The organism is Streptomyces sp. TAA040, assembly GCF_000424845.1.
Genome location: NZ_AUKR01000021.1, coordinates 52504 through 70542 on the forward strand (window position 1 = coordinate 52504; position 18039 = coordinate 70542).

Here is an 18039-nt window from a genome sequence, read left to right on the forward strand (position 1 = left end):
CCGTCACCTCGCCCGCCGTCCCGGTCAGCGCACGCCTGTCGTCAGCGTGCGGAGGAAGGCGGTGAAGGCGGTGGGGGTGAAGGCGAGTACGGGTCCGTCAGGGTTCTTGCTGTCGCGGACGGGTACGGCGGTGGTGGATCCGAGGTCCACTTCGACGCAGTTGCCGCCGTTGGATCCGCTGTAGCTGCTCTTGATCCACTGCGCGGTGCGAGGGCGGTTCATCGTCATGACGGGCAAACCCTTCCATGGCTTCGCTGATCAGAGCAGCGGAGTCGTCGCCGGACAGCGCATCCGCCCTCAACACATCATAGGTCCGCGCGTGCCCGGCGAACACGGACGGATCGTTGCTGAAGTGCCCGCGGTCCAGGGACTCCGAGTACACCCAGTGCTCCCCCTCCGGCAGTGCGATCAGCGACATCGAGGTGTCCGGTGGATGCAGGTCCGGTCGGTGGGCCGGAGCCACCTGGATTCGGATGTTGGGTTGTCGGCCTGCGGCGAGGAGGTGGCGGCACTGCTGCCGCATCGTCTCCCGACTGCCGACCACATTGTGCAGCGCGCTCTCGTCCAGAACGATCAGGAGCAGCGGCCCCTCCGGGTCGAAAAAGCGCCGCTGCCGACTCCGTCTGGCCCGTACCCGTTCCGCCACCTCGTCGACGGAGCTGCCCGGCACCCGTCCGAACAACGCGCGTGCGTACTCCTCGGTCTGGAGCAGACCGGGCATGACCTGCGTCTGATACTCCCGCAACGCGACGGCGCGGGCGTCCATGTCGGCGCGGCGACGGAACCAGTCCGGGTGCTCGACCTGGGGGTACCAGTCGATGCGGTGCCACAGGCGGGTGAGCATGCCGCCGGTGCGCAGCAGCCGGTCGCAGGCCTCGGGGAAGCTGTCCTGCGGCACCCGCGTGCCCGCCTCGATGCGGGCGACGAGCGAGCGGTCGCACGGGATGCGTCCGGCCAGTTCCTCCTGGGTCAGCCCGGCGGAGTCCCGCCAGGTCCGTAGTACCTCCCCGAACACCGCTGCTGTGGTGACGGCTTGTCCGTTGGCTGTGCTGCGTCGGTTCATGCTCCCCCTCGTGACAGGCGATCCGTGGCACGCGGAATCTCTTGCGAGCTTATGACTCCGAGGGCGACGCTGTGGGCACAGAGAGTGAGTATGCGCATTTCGGAGTACATCGCAGAATTGAGGGCGCCCCGTGTCGACAATGTGTGCTAACGGCCTGTCCGACCTGCAACGGGTGGAGGAGCAGGTCCGGTTCGCTCTGGTCCCGGTGCTCGCCGCGCACGGGTGGGAGTGGGAGCAGTCACCATCCGCACCGCCGGGCTCCGGCCACGGAGTGCGGGTGGTGCTGGAACCGCCGAGTACCGGCCTGCTCCGGGACGTGCTGGCAGGGCTGCGGCGCGGGGACGCACGGTGATCGGGCGGGGTGCCCGAGGCGACGCCGAGCGGGCGGTACGGCTGCTGCGGGAGGCGTCGCGGGCGAGCGGAATCCGGCTGCCCGCGCTGGACGTCGACCCGTTGGTCTGGGACAGCGCGGCCGGGGGCGTCCGGCTGGTCGAGCTGGGCAGCGTGGCACCGGCCACCGCCGTCCGGCTCGCCTACGTCCTGAGGCGGGCGGCCCTCCCGTCGTCCGGGGCGCCGATCGAGGCCGCTCCGGAGGGCGGCCCGGACCTGGCGCCCGGCAGCATGGCGTACCCGCCCTGCGCCTGCCCGCGCTGCCGGACGGACACCTCGTGCGGCCCGGGTCTTCGGCGGGGCGCCGACGGGGCCGAGCGGCTGAGCGTGGCACTGGGCGAGGTCAACCGCCGCAGCACCCGCGGTCTGCCCTGAGCGTTCTCACTCCGGGCCTCCGGGCCTCCGGGCTCGGAGGCCCGGACTGGCCGCCGGTCCGGGCCTCCACCGGGTCGTCGGGGCCGACCGGGCGGGGGAGGCGCCGTCCTTCCGCCCGTCGCGGGCCGGGCACATACTGGTCGTCCGACCACTGCGCGCCCCCTGACGGAAGGCCCGAACCGCGATGCCCCTCGCCCTGCCCGTTCGCCGGCGCCGGGCGGCGCTGTTCCTGCTGTTCCTGGTCACCGGTGTCGCCATGGCGTCCTGGGTGACCCGGACGCCCGCCATCCGGGACGCCACCGGGGTCTCGACAGCCGGGATGGGCTTGATCATCTTCGGTCTCTCGGTCGGCTCGATGCTGGGCGTGCTCTCCTCGGGGACGCTGGTGGCCCGGTTCGGAGCCCGGCCGGTGACCGCGGCCGGGGTGGTGCTGCTCGTTATCGGCCTCGGGGTGCTCGCTCTCGGCACAACCCTGGGCAGCGGTCTGCTGGTCTCGCTCGGGCTCGCCTTCTTCGGCGCCTCCTGCGGCGCCCAGGAGATCGCGATCAACGTCGAGGGAGCCGCGGTCGAGCAGGTGGTCGAGCGGCCGGTGCTCCCCGCGCTGCACGGTTGCTTCAGCGGGGGGACGGTCGTGGGCGCCGGGCTGGGCATCGGGATGACGGCTCTCGCCTTCCCCCTCGGCTGGCATTTCCTGCTCGTCGCCGCCCTGGTGGCCGGCTCCGGGGTGTGGGCCCTGCGCCAGCTCCCGGCCGCGACGGGCAAGGAGGGCACATCCGACCAGGACCCGTCGCTCACCGCGTGCGAGCGGCTGGCCGTCTGGCGCGAGCCTCGGGTCGTGATGCTCTGCCTGCTGGTCCTCGGCCTGGCACTGGCCGAGGGGTCGGCGAACGACTGGCTGCCGCTCATCGCCGTGGACGGCTACGGGCTGGACGCGGTGGCCGGTTCCGTCGCCTTCACGGTGTTCGCGGCCTGGATGACGATCGGCCGGTTCAGCGGCGGGTACCTGCTGGGCCGCTTCGGCCGCGTGCGCATCATGCGCGCCGGGACCGCGCTCGCCGCGCTGGGCATCCTCGGGGTGGTCTTCGCGCCGACACCCGCGCTGGGCATCGCCTCGGTGGTGCTGTGGGGGCTGGGCACCTCGCTCGGCTTCCCCGTCGCGCTGTCCGCGGCCGGGGACGAGCCCAAGGGCGCGGCGGCCCGGGTGAGCGCGGTGGCGACCGCGGGCTATCTGGCCTTCCTCTGCGGCCCGCCCGCTCTCGGGTTCGTCGGTGAGGCGGTGGGTCTGCGGTACGCGATGCTCGTGGTGCTCGCCTTCGTGGTGCTCGCGGGGGCGTGCGCCGGAGTGGTCCGGTCGCCGGCCGGGCAGGTCCTGCGCACCCATCTGCCGGCCGGCGCCCCCGGGGCGGACGCCCCGGCCGGCACCCCGGAGAGCAGCTCGCCGCCGGCGGGGAAGCTCCCCTCGGCTCGGGACTGACGCCCCGCTCGGGCGCCGAGCATGCCCCCGGCTCACCACGAGTGCAGGCGGGGGTCGGCCCAGGGGTAGCGCAGCGGGCTGCTCGGCGTGCGCGCGGCGACCGTCACCGCCTCGGCCGCCGCGTCCTCCCGGGCGCCGGCCCCACCGCCCCACCTGCCGCTGCCGCCGCCCCACCCGGAGCTGTCCACCGGCCGGGCCCCGGGGCCACCGTCACGGGCCTCCGTCCACCCGGCCCGGACGTCTTCCCCGCCGGTACGGGCCCCGGTCTCCGCGGTCTCCGTGCCGGAGTACTCGCGCGGGTACGCGGTGGGCCGGTTTCCGGCCGCGGAGGAGAGCCACTGGAGCAGCGTGGTGACCACTCCGGCTTCCAGGGCGGCCAGTTCGGTCAGCGCGGGCCGGTCCCCGGGGGTGGGCGGTACGCCGCACTCGGTGAGCTTGCACTGGAGTGCCAGCCGGTTCGCGTCGGCCGGGCTCCGCCGCAGAACGCGCACCGCGGACCGGTCGGTGCCGTCCGAAGGCGCCTGCGCGGGCCGCCACGGAGCGGCGGCGGTGCCGGTGGCCGCTCGGTCGAGGGGCAGCAGGGGCTTCGACAGGACGAGGGTTGCGGCGGTTGCGGCGTCGGGCTCGAACATCGGGCGGCCTCCGGTCGTCGTGGTCCTGGCTTGCGCGCCCTGGAGCGGGCGGCTCGCTGACCGTCCCGACTGCCGTGCGCGGGTGTCCGGTTCCGCCCGCGGCGCGCTGTCACCCGATCGGCCGCGCGGCGGCCGCCCGGGGCCCGGGGGTTGGCGGGCCCGAACCGGTAGCGTCGCCGGTATGCATGCGATCACGATTCCCGAACCCGGCGGCCCCGAGGCACTCGTGTGGGCCGAAGTCCCCGATCCGGTGCCCGGTGAGGGCGAGGTCCTCGTCGAGGTGGTGGCCAGTGCGGTCAACCGGGCCGACACCCTCCAGCGGAAGGGCTTCTACGACCCGCCGCCCGGCACGTCGCCGCACCCGGGGCTGGAGTGCTCCGGCCGGATCGTCGAGGTCGGTGCCGAGGTGGCCGGCTGGGCGGTCGGTGACGAGGTGTGCGCCCTGCTGACAGGTGGCGGCTACGCCGAGAAGGTCGCCGTTCCGGTGGGCCAACTGCTGCCCGTCCCCGAGGGGGTGGACCTCGTCGAGGCGGCGACGCTGCCCGAGGTGACGTGCACGGTCTGGTCCAACGTCTTCATGATCGCGCACCTGCGTGCCGGCGAGACGCTGCTGGTGCACGGCGGGGCGAGCGGTATCGGTACGACGGCGATCCAGCTCGCCAAGGCGTTCGGCGTGCGGGTGGCGGTGACGGCGGGGAGCCGGGAGAAGCTCGACCGCTGCGCGGAACTCGGCGCGGACATCCTGATCAACTACCGCGAGCAGGACTTCCCGGCGGCGCTGGCCGAGGCCACCGACGGGGCGGGCGCGGACGTCGTCCTGGACATCATGGGTGCGAAGTACCTGGACCGGAACATCGACGCCCTCGCGGTGAACGGGCGGATCGCGGTGATCGGGATGCAGGGCGGCACCAAGGGGGAGCTGGACCTGGGCAAGCTGCTCGGGAAGCGCGGCGCCCTCACCGCGACCACACTGCGGGCACGGCCCGCGGCGGAGAAGGCGGCCCTCGTGGCGGCCGTCCGCGAGCACGTCTGGCCGCTCGTCGCCGACGGCCGGCTGCGGACCGTGGTGGACTGCCAAATTCCGATGGCGGAGGCCGCCGAGGGGCATCGGCTCATGGAGAGCAGCGGCCACGTGGGCAAGATCCTGCTGGTGCGCTGACCCGGTCCACCGATGCGGACGCGGTCCCGCGCGAACCGTTGACGCTCCGTCAAGCTGTACCCCGAGGGTGCCGGACGGGGGTATCCATGTGACCCTGGTAACACACATCGGACCACGGTCCTGCTCCGGGAAGGACTCCACCCGTGAAGGCGTGTGTGATCGGGCTGCTCGTCAGTACCGCGGTACTCCTCCCCGCTTCGGACGCCCTGGCCACTCCGAGCACCGACCCCCCTCCGTCGGGTTCGCCCTCGTTCCCCCTCCCGGGGGGCGAGGGCTTTTCGCTGTTCCCGCGGGAGCCACCGGACGTCCCGGCCTTCGAGCCGCCCGAGGCGTCGTCCCCGCCGGAGCCCTCGCAGGCGCCCTCGGAGTCCGCCTCGCCCAGCGGCAGCCCCTCCGCGTCGGAGTCCGTCTCCCCCGCCCCGTCGCCGGAACCCACCGAGGACGAGGTGTGGCGTCCCGTGCCGCCGCCCGCCCCCGAACCCCACTGGGTCCCCGCCCACGAGGTGCGCGAGGAGCCCGAGCCGGAGCCGCAGAAGGAGCGCGGCGACGAGGACGAGGGGGGTGAGGAGCCGGAGGGCGAGCAGCTCACCTTCCCCGGGGGCGGTGGTCCGCTGCTGCCGGTGCTGCCGCTCGGTGCGGGCATCGCCTCGCTCGGGGTGGGCCTCGGATTCCTCGCCCTGCGCCTGCGGCGGCAGTGACGGTGCTGCGCGGGCGGCGGCGACCGTACGGCGGTGACGAGCGGCGCAGGTGGCCATGCGGGGCAACGACCGGGCGACGGCATGCAGAATGGGGGTATGACACAGCCGACGAACGAACGGTCGCAGGAGCATCAGCAGGTCCTGGTCGTGGGGCCGGACGGCATGGCCCTCGGCAGCACCGCGGACAAAGGCAGCGGTGAGGAGGGCTCCCGCGAGGTCCCGGTGACCGAGATGGTCGAACAGCCGGCGAAGGTCATGCGAATCGGCAGCATGATCAAGCAGCTGCTCGAAGAGGTGAAGGCCGCGCCGCTGGACGAGGCGAGCCGGGCCCGGCTGAAGGAGATCCACTCCAGTTCGGTCAAGGAGCTTGAGGACGGTTTGGCGCCGGAGCTCATCGAGGAACTGGAGCGCATCTCGCTGCCGTTCGTCGACGACGTGGTGCCCACCGACGCCGAACTGCGGATCGCCCAGGCGCAGTTGGTCGGCTGGCTTGAAGGGCTGTTCCACGGCATCCAGACGGCGCTGTTCGCCCAGCAGATGGCGGCGCGAGCCCAGTTGGAGACGATGCGGCGGGCGCTTCCTCCGGGATCGGTGCCGGAGGACGGCGAGGTGCCCGAGCACCCCGGCGGTCAGACCCGCTCCGGCCCCTATCTCTGACCGGACCCGGCCCTCCGGACACCTGAGCGGCCGTGAGGCACCACCGCGGATGACTGTCGACATCCCCGAGAGGTGAGCGCCGGGCGGTCGGGCCCCGCCCGTGCAGGGCGGGGCCCGACCGTCAGGACCAGGTGATGAGCCGCTTGGGGTGCTCCAGCACGGCGGCGATGTCCGCGAGCACCTTGGAGCCCAGCTCGCCGTCGACCAGCCGGTGGTCGAAGGAGAGCGCCAGCGTCGTCACCTTGCGCGGCTTGACCTTGCCCTTGTGCACCCAGGGCTGGTCCCTGACCGCGCCGAAGGCCAGGATCGCCGACTCGCCGGGGTTGAGGATCGGGGTGCCGGTGTCGACACCGAAGACGCCCACGTTGGTGATCGTGACGGTGCCTTCGCGCATGTCGGCCGGTGCCGTCCTCCCCTCCCGCGCGGTCGCGATCAGCTCGCTCAGCGCCCCCGACAACTCCGGAAGCGTCTTGGCCTGCGCGTCCTTGACGTTCGGCACGATCAGCCCGCGCGGGGTCGCTGCCGCGATGCCCAGGTTGACGTAGTCCTTGTAGACGATCTCCTGTGCGGCCTCGTCCCAGGCGGCGTTGACCTCCGGGTGGCGCCGGATCGCGACCAGGAACGCCTTCGCGACCAGGAGCAGCGGATTGACGCGCAGCCCGGCCATCTCGGGGTCGGCCTTGAGCCGCTGCACGAGCTTCATCGTCCGGGTGACGTCGATCGTCACGAACTCGGTGACGTGCGGTGCGGTGAAGGCACTGGAGACCATGGCCGCCGCCGTCGCCTTCCGCACCCCCTTGACCGGCACCCGGCGCTCCCGGATGGCCGCCATCGACTGCGGCTCGACCGAGGGAACGCCCTGCTCCGGCGCGGTCCGAGGCGCCTGAGCCGCCGGAGCCGCCGGAGCCGCCGGCGCGGCGGGCGCGGTGGCGGACACGCCGGCGGCGGCCGCGTGCACGTCCTCACGGGTGATGACGCCGTCCGGCCCGCTGGGTACGACCCGGGCCAGATCGATGCCCAGGTCCTTGGCGAGCTTCCGGACCGGCGGCTTGGCGAGCGGACGCCCGCCCGTCGGGTCCGGCGGCGCCCCCTCGGGGGCACCGGCCGCCGTCGTGCCCGCGGAAGCGCTCGGGGCCGTGCCCGGGTCGGTGCTCGGGGGCGTGCCGTTCACCGGCTCGGGGGTCGGCTGCGGCTGCCCCGGCTGCGGCTTGCGCGGGCGGCGCTTGGTGGACGGGTTGGACACCCCGTAGCCCACCAGTACCGGCTGGCGCTTGCCGTCCCCGGACTCCGCGCCGTCCGCCTCGTCCGACGCGGGCGCGACCTCCGCTGCGGGCGCCGCGGGCGCGGCAGCGGCGGGAGCGGGCGCCGCCTGGGCGGACGCCGAGCCCGCCGGGTCGGTGTCCACGGTGATGATCGCGGTACCGACGTCGACGGTGGTGCCCTCGCCGAAGCGCAGCTCACCCACGGTGCCGGTGAACGGGATCGGCAGCTCCACCGCCGCCTTCGCCGTCTCCACCTCGCAGACGACCTGGCCGTCCGTCACCTGGTCGCCCGGCTGCACGAACCACTTGAGGATCTCGGCCTCGGTGAGGCCCTCGCCCACGTCCGGCATGTTGAACTCGCGGACCCCGGGTCCGCTCCCCGCCGCACCGGACGCGGTGGTCGCAGTAGTCATCGTCACGACTCTCCTCAGCCTCTCAGTACGCCAGGGCGCGGTCGACGGCGTCGAGCACCCGGTCCAGTCCCGGCAGGTACTCGTCCTCCAGCCGGGCCGGCGGGTACGGCGCGTGGAAGCCGCCGACGCGGAGCACCGGCGCCTCCAGGTGGTAGAAGCAGCGCTCCGTGATCCGGGCCGCCAGCTCGGAGCCGGCGCCGAGGAAGACCGGTGCCTCGTGCACCACCACCAGCCTGCCGGTCTTGACGACCGAGTGCTGGAGGGTGTCGAAGTCCATCGGGGAGATCGACCGCAGGTCGACCACCTCCAGCGACCGGCCCTCCTGCTCGGCCGCGTCCGCGGCCCCCAGACAGGTCTTCACCATCGGGCCGTAGGCGGCCAGCGTGAGGTCCGTACCGGACCGGGCGACCCGGGCCTGGTGCAGCGGGTACGGGAGGGCCGAGGTATCGACTTCGCCCTTGTCCCAGTAGCGCCGCTTGGGCTCGAAGAAGATGACCGGGTCGTCGCTCTCGATGGCCTGCTGCATCATCCAGTAGGCGTCCGCCGCGTTCGAGGGGGAGACGCACTTCAGCCCCGCGACGTGGGCGAACAGGGCCTCGGGCGACTCGCTGTGGTGCTCGACGGCGCCGATGCCGCCGGCGTAGGGGATGCGGATGACCACCGGCATCCTCACCTTGCCCAGCGCCCTGGCGTGCATCTTCGCGAGCTGGGTGACGATCTGGTCGTAGGCGGGGAAGACGAAGCCGTCGAACTGGATCTCCACCACCGGGCGGTACCCGCGCAGCGCGAGGCCGATCGCGGTGCCGACGATGCCGGACTCGGCGAGCGGGGTGTCGATGACCCGGTCCTCGCCGAAGTCCTTCTGGAGCCCGTCCGTCACCCGGAAGACGCCGCCGAGCTTGCCGACGTCCTCCCCCATGACCAGGACCTTGGGGTCGTTCTCCAGCGACGTGCGCAGCGACTCGTTGATCGCCTTGGCGATCGGCAGCTTCCTCACGGTCTCGGCAGCCATCTCACTTCACCTCTCCGGCGGGCTCCGCCTCGTCCGCGAAGGACGCCAGGTACTCGGCGAACTGCGCACGCTCCTCGTCGACGAGGGCGTGGCCGTCGGCGTAGACGTTCTCGAAGATGGCCATGGTGTCCGGGTCCGGCATGGTGCGGATCTTCTCCCGGACCGAGGTGCCCAGCTCCTCGCTCTCCGACTCCAGCGCGGCGAAGAACCCGGCGTCGGCCAGGCCCTCCTTCTCCAGGTAGGCGCGGAGCCGCTCGATCGGGTCCTTGGCGGCCCAGGCCTCGCGCTCCTCGTCGGTGCGGTAGCGGGTCGGGTCGTCGGACGTGGTGTGCGCGCCCATCCGGTAGGTGAACGCCTCCACCAGCATCGGTCCCTGTCCGGACCGGGCGTGTTCGAGCGCGGCCCGGGTGACGGCCAGCACGGCCAGCACGTCGTTGCCGTCCACCCGGACGCCGGGGAAGCCGTAGCCCTGGGCGCGCTGGTAGATCGGCACCCGGGACTGCTTCTCCGTCGGCTCCGAGATCGCCCACTGGTTGTTCTGGCAGAAGAACACCACCGGGGCGTTGTAGACCGAGGAGAAGGTGAAAGCCTCGGCCACGTCGCCCTGGCTGGACGCACCGTCGCCGAAGTAGGCGACGACCGCGGAGTCCGCGCCGTCCTTGGTGACGCCCATCGCGTAGCCGGTGGCGTGCAGGGTCTGTGAGCCGATCACGATGGTGTAGAGGTGGAAGTTGTTGCTCGCCGGGTCCCAGCCGCCGTTGTTCACGCCGCGGAACATGCCCAGCAGATTGGCCGGGTCGACCCCGCGGCACCAGGCGACGCCGTGCTCGCGGTAGGTGGGGAAGACGTAGTCGTCCTCGCGCAGCGCGCGGGCCGAGCCGATCTGCGCCGCCTCCTGGCCGAGCAGCGAGGCCCACAGCCCCAGCTCGCCCTGCCGCTGGAGCGAGGTGGCCTCGGCGTCGAAGCGCCGGGTCAGCACCATGTCGCGGTACAGGCCGCGCAGCTCCTCGGCGCTCAGGTCGATGGCGTAGTCCGGGTGCTCGACCCGCTCGCCCTCGGGGGTCAGCAACTGTACGAGGTCGGTCTGCGAGGCAGCGGCACCGGCGGCCGGACGCGCCCCGCGGGACGCCGCGCCTCTGCCGGAGCTCTTCTTCGCCGGGGCCTTCTTCGCGGTCTTCTTCGCCGCGGGCCTCGTGGCTGCGGACTTCGCCGGTTTCGCAGCGGTCGCCCGGTTCGCCGGCCTCGCGGGTGCCTCGGCGGCGCCGTCAGCGGCTGCCGCCGCCGGGCGCGTTCCGCCGCTGCGCGATTGTCCGCGCGCGGCAGTGCTCTCCACGGTCACGTGTGCTCCTCCGTCTGTCCGGCCCCCGGGGTCTCCGGAAGAGCCAGTGCGGCTCGCCCGGTACCGCTGCGCCGCACGGGGTGGGTGCGGCACGGACGGCCGGGCGGTGACTTCTGTCCCGTTCGACGGCCCGCTGGAACAGCACGTTACCCAGTATCTCCGCATGTGTGCGAAGAGGCCCTGACCTGCAATTTTCCTTGGTAATCCAAGTACATCGCGTCAGTCGGGAACATTACTGGTCACAGCCCCGCAAGCCTGTAGGACCCACGCACGTTAACCCCTGGGACGTGCCCTCGGGAAGGGTGGAGATCCGATCAGTATGTGAGACCGTCCGGGTGAGCGGAGCGCCGAAGGACGGGTTCAGCCACAGAAGGCGTCCTCGACCCGGGCGTACTCCCCGGTCCACCAGACCACCAGCGCCGCGGCCGCCGGGAACTGCGGGTCCGCCCTGCGGTCGTCCCGCTGGTAGCGCCAGCGCAGCATCCAGAAGTCGTTCAACCGCTCCCACCAGACCCGGTGCACGGCGGCGGCCAGCTCCGCACCGTCCGCCCGGGCCGCGCGCCGGTAAGCGCGGGCGTACCGGCGCACCTTGTCCAGCTCCAGCGTGCCGTCCGGCCGGACGAAGAAGATGGCGGCCGCCCGTACCGCCTCCTCGGCGCGTGGCTGCACCGCCAGTCGGTCCCAGTCCACGATGGCCACCGGGTCGAAGGGCGCCTCGGCCCGGTAGAGCAGGTTCAGCGGGTGGAAGTCCCCGTGCACCCAGCCCGTCACCGGGGCGGCGCCCGCCGGCGGCCGGCGGTGGCCGTGCCGGTCCAGCAGCTCCCGGCGCTCGGCCAGCCGCCGCCGGGCCAGGGCGTCGAAGCCGTCCGGGACCCGGCGGTCGCGGATCCGGGTGAGCAGTTCGTCGATCAGGTGCCGGGTGTCCTCCGGGTCCGCGCTGGGGTGCCCCTCGTCCTCCGGGCGTGCGGAGTGCGGTATCACCTGCTCCAGCCGGACGTGCACCGTGCCGAGGAGCGCGCCGAGCCGGCGGCACTGGCCCGCGGTCAGCTCCCCGCCGGCCCGGTGCCGCCCCTCCACCCAGGGATGCAGGGCGAAGCAGCCGCCGTCCACCAGGGCGACGGTGCCGCCGTCGGCGTCCGGAACGGGGGGCACTGTCGGCACCCCGAGTGCGCCCAGCTGGACGGTCGCCCGGTGCTGGTTGCCGATGGCCTCCGGATCGCCGTCCAGGTGGTGTTTGAGGAAGTACCGCCCGCGCGTGGTGGCGACCCGGTAGCCCCGGTTGAGCAGGCCCTCGGAGAGCGGTTCGCAGGAGAGCGGCTCCCCGGCGCAGTAACGGCGCAGGAGGGTGGTGAGGGTGCGCGAAGGGAGCGCTCGGGGTGGTTGCACGACCGGAATGCTAGATCACCCACGGCATCCGACCGGATGCTTTCGGTGATTCCCTTGCGGTTTCGGCTGCCGCTTGGTAGGGCGCGCGCCCACGGAGGCGGGTCGGGCGCGCAGGAGCGGGAAGGTCGGCGGGCACGGCCGAGGGCGGACAGCGGCGGGAGCACCAGGGGGCTCCCGCCGCCGGATCACTCCTCGGTGCCGCTGTTGGCCGCCTCGCCGGAGCCCTCGGAGCCGCCGGCCTCTCCGCCGCCTGCGGCCTCTCCGCCGCCTGCGGCTTCCCCGCCGCCTGCGGCTTCCCCGCCGCCTGCGGCTTCCCCGCCGCCTGCGGCTTCCCCGCCCTCGGAACCGCCTGCGGCTTCCCCGCCGCCGTTGCCCTCGGAGGCACCGCCCTCGGAGTCGCCGTTCTGGCCCTCGTCCGCGCTGCCGTCGGTGGTGCCCTCGTTCTCGTTGCCCCCGCCGGTCTCCGAGGGGTCACCGGACGGGTCGGGCTGTTCCGGAAGGGTCGGCTCCTCCGGCTGCCAGGACGGCACAGTGCCCTGCTGCCCGGTGTCGCCGGTGCCGCTGTCCGGCTCGCTCTCGCTCTCCTCCGGGGTGGACGGCTCGTCGGAGGGCTCGTCCTCGGACTCCGAGGTGCTGGACTCGATCGGCTGCTTCGGCTCGTCCCCGCCGCCACCGGTGTTCTGCATCACGAAGAAGATGCCGGCCGCGACTGCGAGTACCGCGAAGAAGGCGATGAGGGCGTATTTGACGCCACCCCCGCGGCCGTCGTCCCGCGGGCCGCCGTCGAAGCCGCCGTCGTCGTCCCGGTCCGGGCGTCCCATCAGCATCGGCGGGCCGAGCTGCGAGGTGTCGCCGTGCTGCGGGTAGTGGGCGGTCTGCTGCGCGCCGGGCGCGGGCGCGGTGCTGTGCACCGGCCCGGTGTTCCACAGACCGCCGGTGTGGCTGCCCTGCTCGTGCAGTTGGCGCAGCGCGTACTGGATCAGTCCGCGCATCTCCTCCGCGGACTGGAAGCGGTCGTCCGGCTCCTTGGCGAGTGAGCGCATCACCAGCCCGTCCAGCTCCGGCGGCACCTCGTCGGAGACCTCCGAGGGCACCACCGGGTCGTCCTGGACGTGCTGGTAGACCACCGACAGCGGGGTCTCGCCGGTGAACGGCGGGCGGAGCGTGAGCAGCTCGTACAGCATGCAGCCGGTGGCGTACAGGTCCGAGCGGGCGTCGACGGTCTTGCCCAGCGCCTGCTCCGGGGAGAGGTACTGCGGGGTGCCCATGACCATGCCGGTCTGCGTCATGGTCTGCGAGGCGCCGTGCAGCGCGCGGGCGATGCCGAAGTCCATCACCTTCACCGCGCCGGTGTTGGTGATGATCGCGTTGCCCGGCTTGATGTCCCGGTGCACGATGCCGTGTTGGTGGCTGTAGGCCAGCGCCTCCAGGATTCCGGACACGATGATCAGTGCCTGCTCGGGGGGCGGGGCCTCGGCGTTCAGCAGCAGGTCGCGGATGGTGCGGCCCTCGACCAGCTCCATCACGATGTACGGGACGACGTTGCCGTTGACCTCGTCCTCGCCGGAGTCGTAGACGGCGACGACGGCGTGGTGGTTCAGCCCGGCGACGGACTGCGCCTCGCGCGTGAACCGGGCCTTGGACACCGGGTCCTCGGCGAGGTCGGTGCGCAGCAGCTTCACCGCGACCGTCCGCCCCAGCCGGACGTCCTCCGCCGCGAACACCTCAGCCATGCCGCCGCGGCCCAGTCTGCCCGTGAGCCGGTAGCGGCCGTCACCGACGAGGCCGTTCTTTCCCCACAGTTCCGGCGAGCCGGCCCCACCGTTTCCGGTGTCCTCGGGCTCCGCTGGGTCTCCGGCGGCTTGCCTCTGTGCCATCAGTCCTCGCCGTAGTTGGAACCCGCTGGGGGCGGGCAAGCGTGTGGGGAAGTGGAACAGGCCATCCAACCCGCTCCGCGGAGGGGCTGGCAAGTTTGTGTCCATGCGTCCACACGTGAGCCGCGTGCCCGCACGTATTATCCGAGCATGGCAAGCGTCTCGTGCATCGGGTCACGGAACGGACCAGCGGCTTGACTCGTCACACCCCTGGGGCAGACTTGCCCAGGAACGCCGATCGATGGCAACCGTACACGCGCAGAGCCCGGGCCGGAGCGGCCTGTGGCGCCGAGGGGGAAGCAGTCAGATGAGTGACATCGGCGCACAGCCGGGCAATCCGGGTGATCACACGGGCCGGACGGTGGGCAACGGGCGGTACCAGTTGCGCGAGCTGCTGGGCGCCGGGGGCATGGCATCGGTGCACCTCGCCTACGACTCGGTGCTCGACCGCCAGGTCGCCGTCAAGATGCTGCACTCCGACCTCGGCCGCGAGGCCGCCTTCCGGGAGCGCTTCCGGCGCGAGGCGCAGGCGGTCGCGAAGCTGACGCACTCCAACATCGTCTCCGTCTACGACTCCGGCGAGGACCGCCTGGACGGCGCCCTGGTGCCGTTCATCGTGATGGAGTACGTGGACGGCCAGCCGTTGCGCGGCGCGCTCGACGAGGACGTCGCCCGGCACGGCGCGATGTCCACCGAGCGGGCGCTGAAGATCACCACCGACGTGCTGGCCGCGCTGGAGGCCAGCCACGAAATGGGCCTGGTCCACCGGGACATCAAGCCGGGCAACGTGATGCTGACCCGCCGCGGCGTGGTCAAGGTCATGGACTTCGGCATCGCCCGCGCCATGCAGTCCGGCGTCACCTCGATGACCCAGACCGGCATGGTCGTCGGCACCCCGCAGTACCTCTCGCCCGAGCAGGCGCTGGGCCGCGGGGTGGACGCCCGGTCCGACCTCTACACGGTCGGCATCATGCTGTTCGAACTCCTCACCGGGCGCCTCCCGTTCGACGCCGACTCACCGCTGGCCATCGCGTACGCGCATGTCCAGGAGGAGCCGGTCGCGCCGTCCTCGATCAACAGCTCCGTCCCGCGGGGGGTGGACGCGCTCGTCGCCCGCGCGCTGCGCAAGAACCCCAACGAGCGCTTCCCGACGGCCGAGGCGATGCTCCAGGAGTGCGAGCGGATCAACCGCTCCGGCACGGCCACCGGCGTCTCGCCGATCATCATCAGCGGTGGACCGCCGGCCGGGAGCGGCCAGGACGTGGCGCAGTCGGTGTTCCCGTCGATCAGCGCCACCGGCACCCCGCCGCCGCCCACCACCGTGCCGATGAGCGGCCAGGCGCCGGGGTACCCCACCCCGTACGGCCCGATGCAGGGCGGCTACGGCCCGTCCACGCCGCCGCCCGCCGGCGGCATGCAGCAGGCGGCCCACGGCTACCCCACCCCGTCGCCCTACGGCACCCCGCCCCCGCAGGCCCGCGGGGGCAACCGCGCGATGATGTTCATCGCGGTCGCCGCCGTGACGGCCCTGGTGGTGCTCGGGGGACTGATCGCGATAGGCCTCGCGGTCGGCGGTGACGACGACACCCGCGCCGGCACCGGCAACTCAACCGGCGGGGACGGCGGCAGTGACAGCGCGGGCGGCACCGCCGGCGGCGACGACACGAACACCGGTACGGACACCGACTCCGGCACGGGCGGCGCCGCCGATGACGCCGACGACGCCGATGACGCTGACGACGGGTACAGCGGCTTCAAGGACGAGGACAAGACCAAGACCATCGACGCCACCGAGTGCACCGAGGCGAGCGACTACTACGCCGACCAGGACGGGGACGAGCCCCGCAAGGCCATGCCCGACCTCACCTTCAAGCACCTGGACTCGGTGAAGGACTGCATCCGCAAGGCCGGCTGGATTCTCGACCCGGAGCTGTCCTACGAGGACGAGAACATCTACGGCAAGAACCTGGTGCTCAAGCAGTCCCCGAAGAACTACGAGGCGCTGGACCCGGAGGAGGACCGCATCAAGCTGACCGTCTCCACCGGCAAGTCCTGAGCCGACCCGTCCCCGAAGCGGGCCCGGCACGCTCCCTCGGGAGCGTGCCGGGCCCGCTTCGCGCGCGGCCGCCCCCGGTCCGCAGCGGTGCCCACCGGGCGGCCTAGCGGCCCCGTGCGGCTCTCCGATGTCCGGATCGCGGAAGCCGCTACCGACGGCGCCGCTGATGTATCTAAGGTGTGCACATGCCCTCGCCGCCCGCCCCCGCCGCCCACGATCCCGCCGCCCGGCCCGGTGCGCCCGGGCAGCGCCCGGGCGCACCGCAGGCCAGGCCCGTCAAGCAGCCCCCGGCCGCCGAGCGGGTGTACGCGCACGTCAAGCAGGCCGTCCTCGATCGCCGCTACGCCGGCGGTGAGCTGCTGACCGAGGGAGAACTGGCCGCGGCCGTCGGCGTCTCCCGTACCCCCGTACGGGAGGCGCTGCTCCGGCTGGAGGCGGAGGGGCTGATCCGGCTCTACCCGAAGAAGGGCGCGCTGGTGCTGCCCGTCTCCGCGCAGGAGATCGGCGACGTCGTGGAGACCCGGCTGCTGGTCGAACTGCACGCCGTGCGCAAGGCGTCACCAGTGCCCGCCGGGCTCATCGACCGGCTGGCGGAGTTGCTGGAGCAGCAGCGCCGGCAGGCGGAGGCGGGCAACCTGGCCGAGGTCGCGGCCACCGACCGCTGCTTCCACGCGACGCTGGTGCGCAGCACCGGCAACGAGATCCTGATCCGTCTCTACGACCAGCTCCGCGACCGGCAACTGCGGATGGGCGTGGCCCTGATGCACGCCCACCCGGAGCGGCTCGCAAAGAACATCACCGAGCACGCCGAGATCCTCGCGGCGGTCAGGGGCGGCGACACCGGGGCCGCGGTCGCCGCCGTCAGCCGACACGTCGGCTCCGTGCACGGCCTGCTGCGGGGCGAGGTGCGATGAGCTCGGCGATACGGCTGCCGGGCGACCCGCCCGGCGGCAGGCCCGCGGTGCTGATGTGGAGCCTGGGCGTCTCGGTCTACTTCGTCGCGATCACCTACCGCACCAGTCTGGGTGTGGCCGGTATCGAGGCGGCCGACCGCTTCGGCATCAACGCTTCGGCGCTTTCCACCTTCTCGATCCTCCAACTCCTCGTCTACGCCGGGATGCAGGTCCCCGTCGGACTGCTCGTGGACCGCTGGGGCACCAAGCGGGTGCTGATCCTGGGCATCGTGCTCTTCACCGTCGGCCAGTTCGGCTTCGCCCTGTCCGAGAGCTACGCGACGGCCCTCGCCAGCCGCGGTCTGCTCGGCTGCGGCGACGCCATGACGTTCATCAGCGTGCTGCGCCTGGGCTCGCGCTGGTTCCCGGCGAAGCGGGGGCCGCTCGTCGGGCAGATCGCCGGGCTGATCGGGATGGCGGGCAGCCTCGTCACCACCCTGCTGCTGGCCCGGTTGCTCGACTCCCTGGGCTGGACGCCCACCTTCGCCGGCAGTGCCGTCGGGGGCGCGGTGGTGCTGGTCCTGGTGCTGCTGTTCCTGAAGGACCACCCCGAGGGCTTCGCCCCGCAGCCCGTGCGGCACACCGGCGGGGGCTACGTCCGGCGGCAGATATCCGAGGCCTGGGGGGAGCCCGGCACCCGGCTCGGGATGTGGGTGCACTTCACCACGCAATTTCCCGCGATGGTCTTCCTGCTGCTGTGGGGGCTGCCGTTCCTGGTGCAGGCGCAGGGGATGACCGCCGCCGGCGCCGGCAGTCTGCTCACCGTGGTGGTGCTGTCCAACATGGCGATCGGGTTCGTCTACGGCCAGATCATCGCCCGGCACCACCGGGCGCGGGCCCCGATCGTGCTCGGCACCATCGGCACCACCGCGCTGGCCTGGGCGACCGTGCTCGGCTGGCCGGGCCAGGCGCCCGGCTGGCTGCTGGTGGCGCTCTGCATGGTGCTGGGCGCCTGCGGCCCGGCCTCGATGGTCGGCTTCGACTTCGCCCGCCCCGCCAACCCGCCGCACCAGCAGGGCACCGCCTCGGGCATCGTCAACATGGGCGGCTTCACCGCCTCGATGACGACCCTGTTCGCCGTCGGGGTGCTGCTGGACCTCACCGGCGACAACTTCCGCATCGCGTTCGCCGGCGTCTTCGTGCTCCAGGCGCTCGGCGTGAGCCAGATCCTGCGGCTGCGTAGGCGTGCCGACCGCCGTGAGCGGGAGCGCCTCGTCGCCAGCCGGGTCGAGGCGGTGCACGTCCCGGTGTGAGGCGGGTCCGCGGCGCCGCCCGTGCCGGGTGGCGGTCCGGTGG

General features: G+C 72.8%; 17 protein-coding genes. 9 read left to right on the forward strand and 8 right to left on the reverse strand.

What is annotated here, in order from left to right:
* Window positions 1-24: 24 nt before the first annotated feature.
* Entirely contained in the window at window positions 25-150 is a 126-nt protein-coding gene (locus H300_RS32515) for a DUF397 domain-containing protein (RefSeq protein ID WP_486583921.1), read from the reverse strand.
* Window positions 98-1063: a helix-turn-helix domain-containing protein gene (locus H300_RS0117380; RefSeq protein ID WP_028428452.1), complete on the reverse strand. Its 966-nt coding sequence runs from the start codon at window positions 1061-1063 to the stop codon at window positions 98-100. Before H300_RS0117380 ends, H300_RS32515 begins: the two co-directional genes overlap by 53 nt.
* A 139-nt stretch (window positions 1064-1202) precedes the next feature.
* Between H300_RS0117380 and H300_RS0117385 the strand changes: the two genes are divergently transcribed.
* The 3 genes from H300_RS0117385 (at window position 1203) to H300_RS27480 (ending at window position 3302) form a co-directional block, all read left to right on the forward strand.
* Window positions 1203-1415, forward strand: a complete 213-nt coding sequence (locus H300_RS0117385) for a hypothetical protein (RefSeq protein ID WP_158678379.1) — start codon at window positions 1203-1205, stop codon at window positions 1413-1415.
* Window positions 1412-1828, forward strand: a complete 417-nt coding sequence (locus H300_RS32520) for a hypothetical protein (RefSeq protein ID WP_028428454.1) — start codon at window positions 1412-1414, stop codon at window positions 1826-1828. The genes H300_RS0117385 and H300_RS32520 overlap by 4 nt, the downstream gene beginning before the upstream one ends.
* A gap of 184 nt (window positions 1829-2012) precedes the next feature.
* Window positions 2013-3302 carry an MFS transporter gene (locus H300_RS27480; RefSeq protein ID WP_051270141.1) on the forward strand — a complete coding sequence of 430 codons (1290 nt, stop codon included), beginning with the start codon at window positions 2013-2015 and terminating at the stop codon, window positions 3300-3302.
* Window positions 3303-3334: 32 nt separating this feature from the next.
* Here H300_RS27480 and H300_RS29380 read toward each other — a convergent pair whose 3' ends face one another.
* A complete protein-coding gene (locus H300_RS29380; protein ID WP_051270142.1) occupies window positions 3335-3934 on the reverse strand; it encodes a hypothetical protein in 600 nt (199 codons plus the stop codon).
* 181 nt (window positions 3935-4115) lie between these two features.
* Here H300_RS29380 and H300_RS0117405 point away from each other — a divergent pair, with 181 nt between their 5' ends.
* The 3 genes from H300_RS0117405 to H300_RS0117415 all read left to right on the forward strand — a co-directional run bounded on the left by H300_RS0117405 (window position 4116) and on the right by H300_RS0117415 (window position 6448).
* Complete coding sequence (locus H300_RS0117405; protein ID WP_028428455.1) at window positions 4116-5093, forward strand: NAD(P)H-quinone oxidoreductase; 978 nt, start codon at window positions 4116-4118, stop codon at window positions 5091-5093.
* Between the two features lie 143 nt (window positions 5094-5236).
* A complete protein-coding gene (locus H300_RS0117410; RefSeq protein WP_028428456.1) occupies window positions 5237-5791 on the forward strand; it encodes a hypothetical protein in 555 nt (184 codons plus the stop codon).
* Between the two features lie 96 nt (window positions 5792-5887).
* Window positions 5888-6448 (forward strand): bacterial proteasome activator family protein, encoded by a 561-nt coding sequence (locus tag H300_RS0117415; RefSeq protein WP_028428457.1) that lies wholly within the window; start codon window positions 5888-5890, stop codon window positions 6446-6448.
* A 121-nt stretch (window positions 6449-6569) separates the two neighbouring features.
* On the opposite strand, the gene H300_RS0117420 is transcribed toward H300_RS0117415, so the two are convergent.
* The 5 genes from H300_RS0117420 to H300_RS0117440 form a co-directional block, all read right to left on the reverse strand.
* Window positions 6570-8123 carry a dihydrolipoamide acetyltransferase family protein gene (locus H300_RS0117420; RefSeq protein ID WP_028428458.1) on the reverse strand — a complete coding sequence of 518 codons (1554 nt, stop codon included), beginning with the start codon at window positions 8121-8123 and terminating at the stop codon, window positions 6570-6572.
* A gap of 22 nt (window positions 8124-8145) precedes the next feature.
* A complete protein-coding gene (locus tag H300_RS0117425) occupies window positions 8146-9135 on the reverse strand; it encodes an alpha-ketoacid dehydrogenase subunit beta (RefSeq protein ID WP_028428459.1) in 990 nt (329 codons plus the stop codon).
* 1 nt (window position 9136) lies between these two features.
* Window positions 9137-10474 (reverse strand): pyruvate dehydrogenase (acetyl-transferring) E1 component subunit alpha, encoded by a 1338-nt coding sequence (pdhA, locus tag H300_RS0117430; protein WP_028428460.1) that lies wholly within the window; start codon window positions 10472-10474, stop codon window positions 9137-9139.
* A 360-nt stretch (window positions 10475-10834) separates the two neighbouring features.
* A complete protein-coding gene (locus tag H300_RS0117435) occupies window positions 10835-11860 on the reverse strand; it encodes a phosphotransferase (RefSeq protein ID WP_028428461.1) in 1026 nt (341 codons plus the stop codon).
* 185 nt (window positions 11861-12045) lie between these two features.
* On the reverse strand, window positions 12046-13737 hold the full coding sequence (locus H300_RS0117440) for a protein kinase domain-containing protein (protein ID WP_037980816.1): 1692 nt from the start codon (window positions 13735-13737) through the stop codon (window positions 12046-12048).
* A gap of 304 nt (window positions 13738-14041) precedes the next feature.
* Here H300_RS0117440 and H300_RS0117445 point away from each other — a divergent pair, with 304 nt between their 5' ends.
* The 3 genes from H300_RS0117445 (at window position 14042) to H300_RS0117455 (ending at window position 17996) form a co-directional block, all read left to right on the forward strand.
* Window positions 14042-15790, forward strand: a complete 1749-nt coding sequence (locus H300_RS0117445) for a protein kinase domain-containing protein (protein WP_028428463.1) — start codon at window positions 14042-14044, stop codon at window positions 15788-15790.
* A 185-nt stretch (window positions 15791-15975) separates the two neighbouring features.
* Window positions 15976-16704 (forward strand): GntR family transcriptional regulator, encoded by a 729-nt coding sequence (locus H300_RS27490; protein WP_078516093.1) that lies wholly within the window; start codon window positions 15976-15978, stop codon window positions 16702-16704.
* A complete protein-coding gene (locus H300_RS0117455; RefSeq protein ID WP_028428464.1) occupies window positions 16701-17996 on the forward strand; it encodes an MFS transporter in 1296 nt (431 codons plus the stop codon). Before H300_RS27490 ends, H300_RS0117455 begins: the two co-directional genes overlap by 4 nt.
* Window positions 17997-18039: the final 43 nt, after the last annotated feature.

Coding starts and splice junctions, on each gene's coding strand:
- H300_RS0117380 (WP_028428452.1), bottom strand. CDS start 1,063: ATGAACCGACGCAGCACAGCCAACGGACAAGCCGTCACCACAGCAGCG.
- H300_RS0117385 (WP_158678379.1), top strand. CDS start 1,203: ATGTGTGCTAACGGCCTGTCCGACCTGCAACGGGTGGAGGAGCAGGTC.
- H300_RS27480 (WP_051270141.1), top strand. CDS start 2,013: ATGCCCCTCGCCCTGCCCGTTCGCCGGCGCCGGGCGGCGCTGTTCCTG.
- H300_RS29380 (WP_051270142.1), bottom strand. CDS start 3,934: ATGTTCGAGCCCGACGCCGCAACCGCCGCAACCCTCGTCCTGTCGAAG.
- H300_RS0117405 (WP_028428455.1), top strand. CDS start 4,116: ATGCATGCGATCACGATTCCCGAACCCGGCGGCCCCGAGGCACTCGTG.
- H300_RS0117415 (WP_028428457.1), top strand. CDS start 5,888: ATGACACAGCCGACGAACGAACGGTCGCAGGAGCATCAGCAGGTCCTG.
- H300_RS0117420 (WP_028428458.1), bottom strand. CDS start 8,123: ATGACTACTGCGACCACCGCGTCCGGTGCGGCGGGGAGCGGACCCGGG.
- H300_RS0117425 (WP_028428459.1), bottom strand. CDS start 9,135: ATGGCTGCCGAGACCGTGAGGAAGCTGCCGATCGCCAAGGCGATCAAC.
- H300_RS0117440 (WP_037980816.1), bottom strand. CDS start 13,737: ATGGCACAGAGGCAAGCCGCCGGAGACCCAGCGGAGCCCGAGGACACC.
- H300_RS0117445 (WP_028428463.1), top strand. CDS start 14,042: ATGAGTGACATCGGCGCACAGCCGGGCAATCCGGGTGATCACACGGGC.
- H300_RS27490 (WP_078516093.1), top strand. CDS start 15,976: ATGCCCTCGCCGCCCGCCCCCGCCGCCCACGATCCCGCCGCCCGGCCC.
- H300_RS0117455 (WP_028428464.1), top strand. CDS start 16,701: ATGAGCTCGGCGATACGGCTGCCGGGCGACCCGCCCGGCGGCAGGCCC.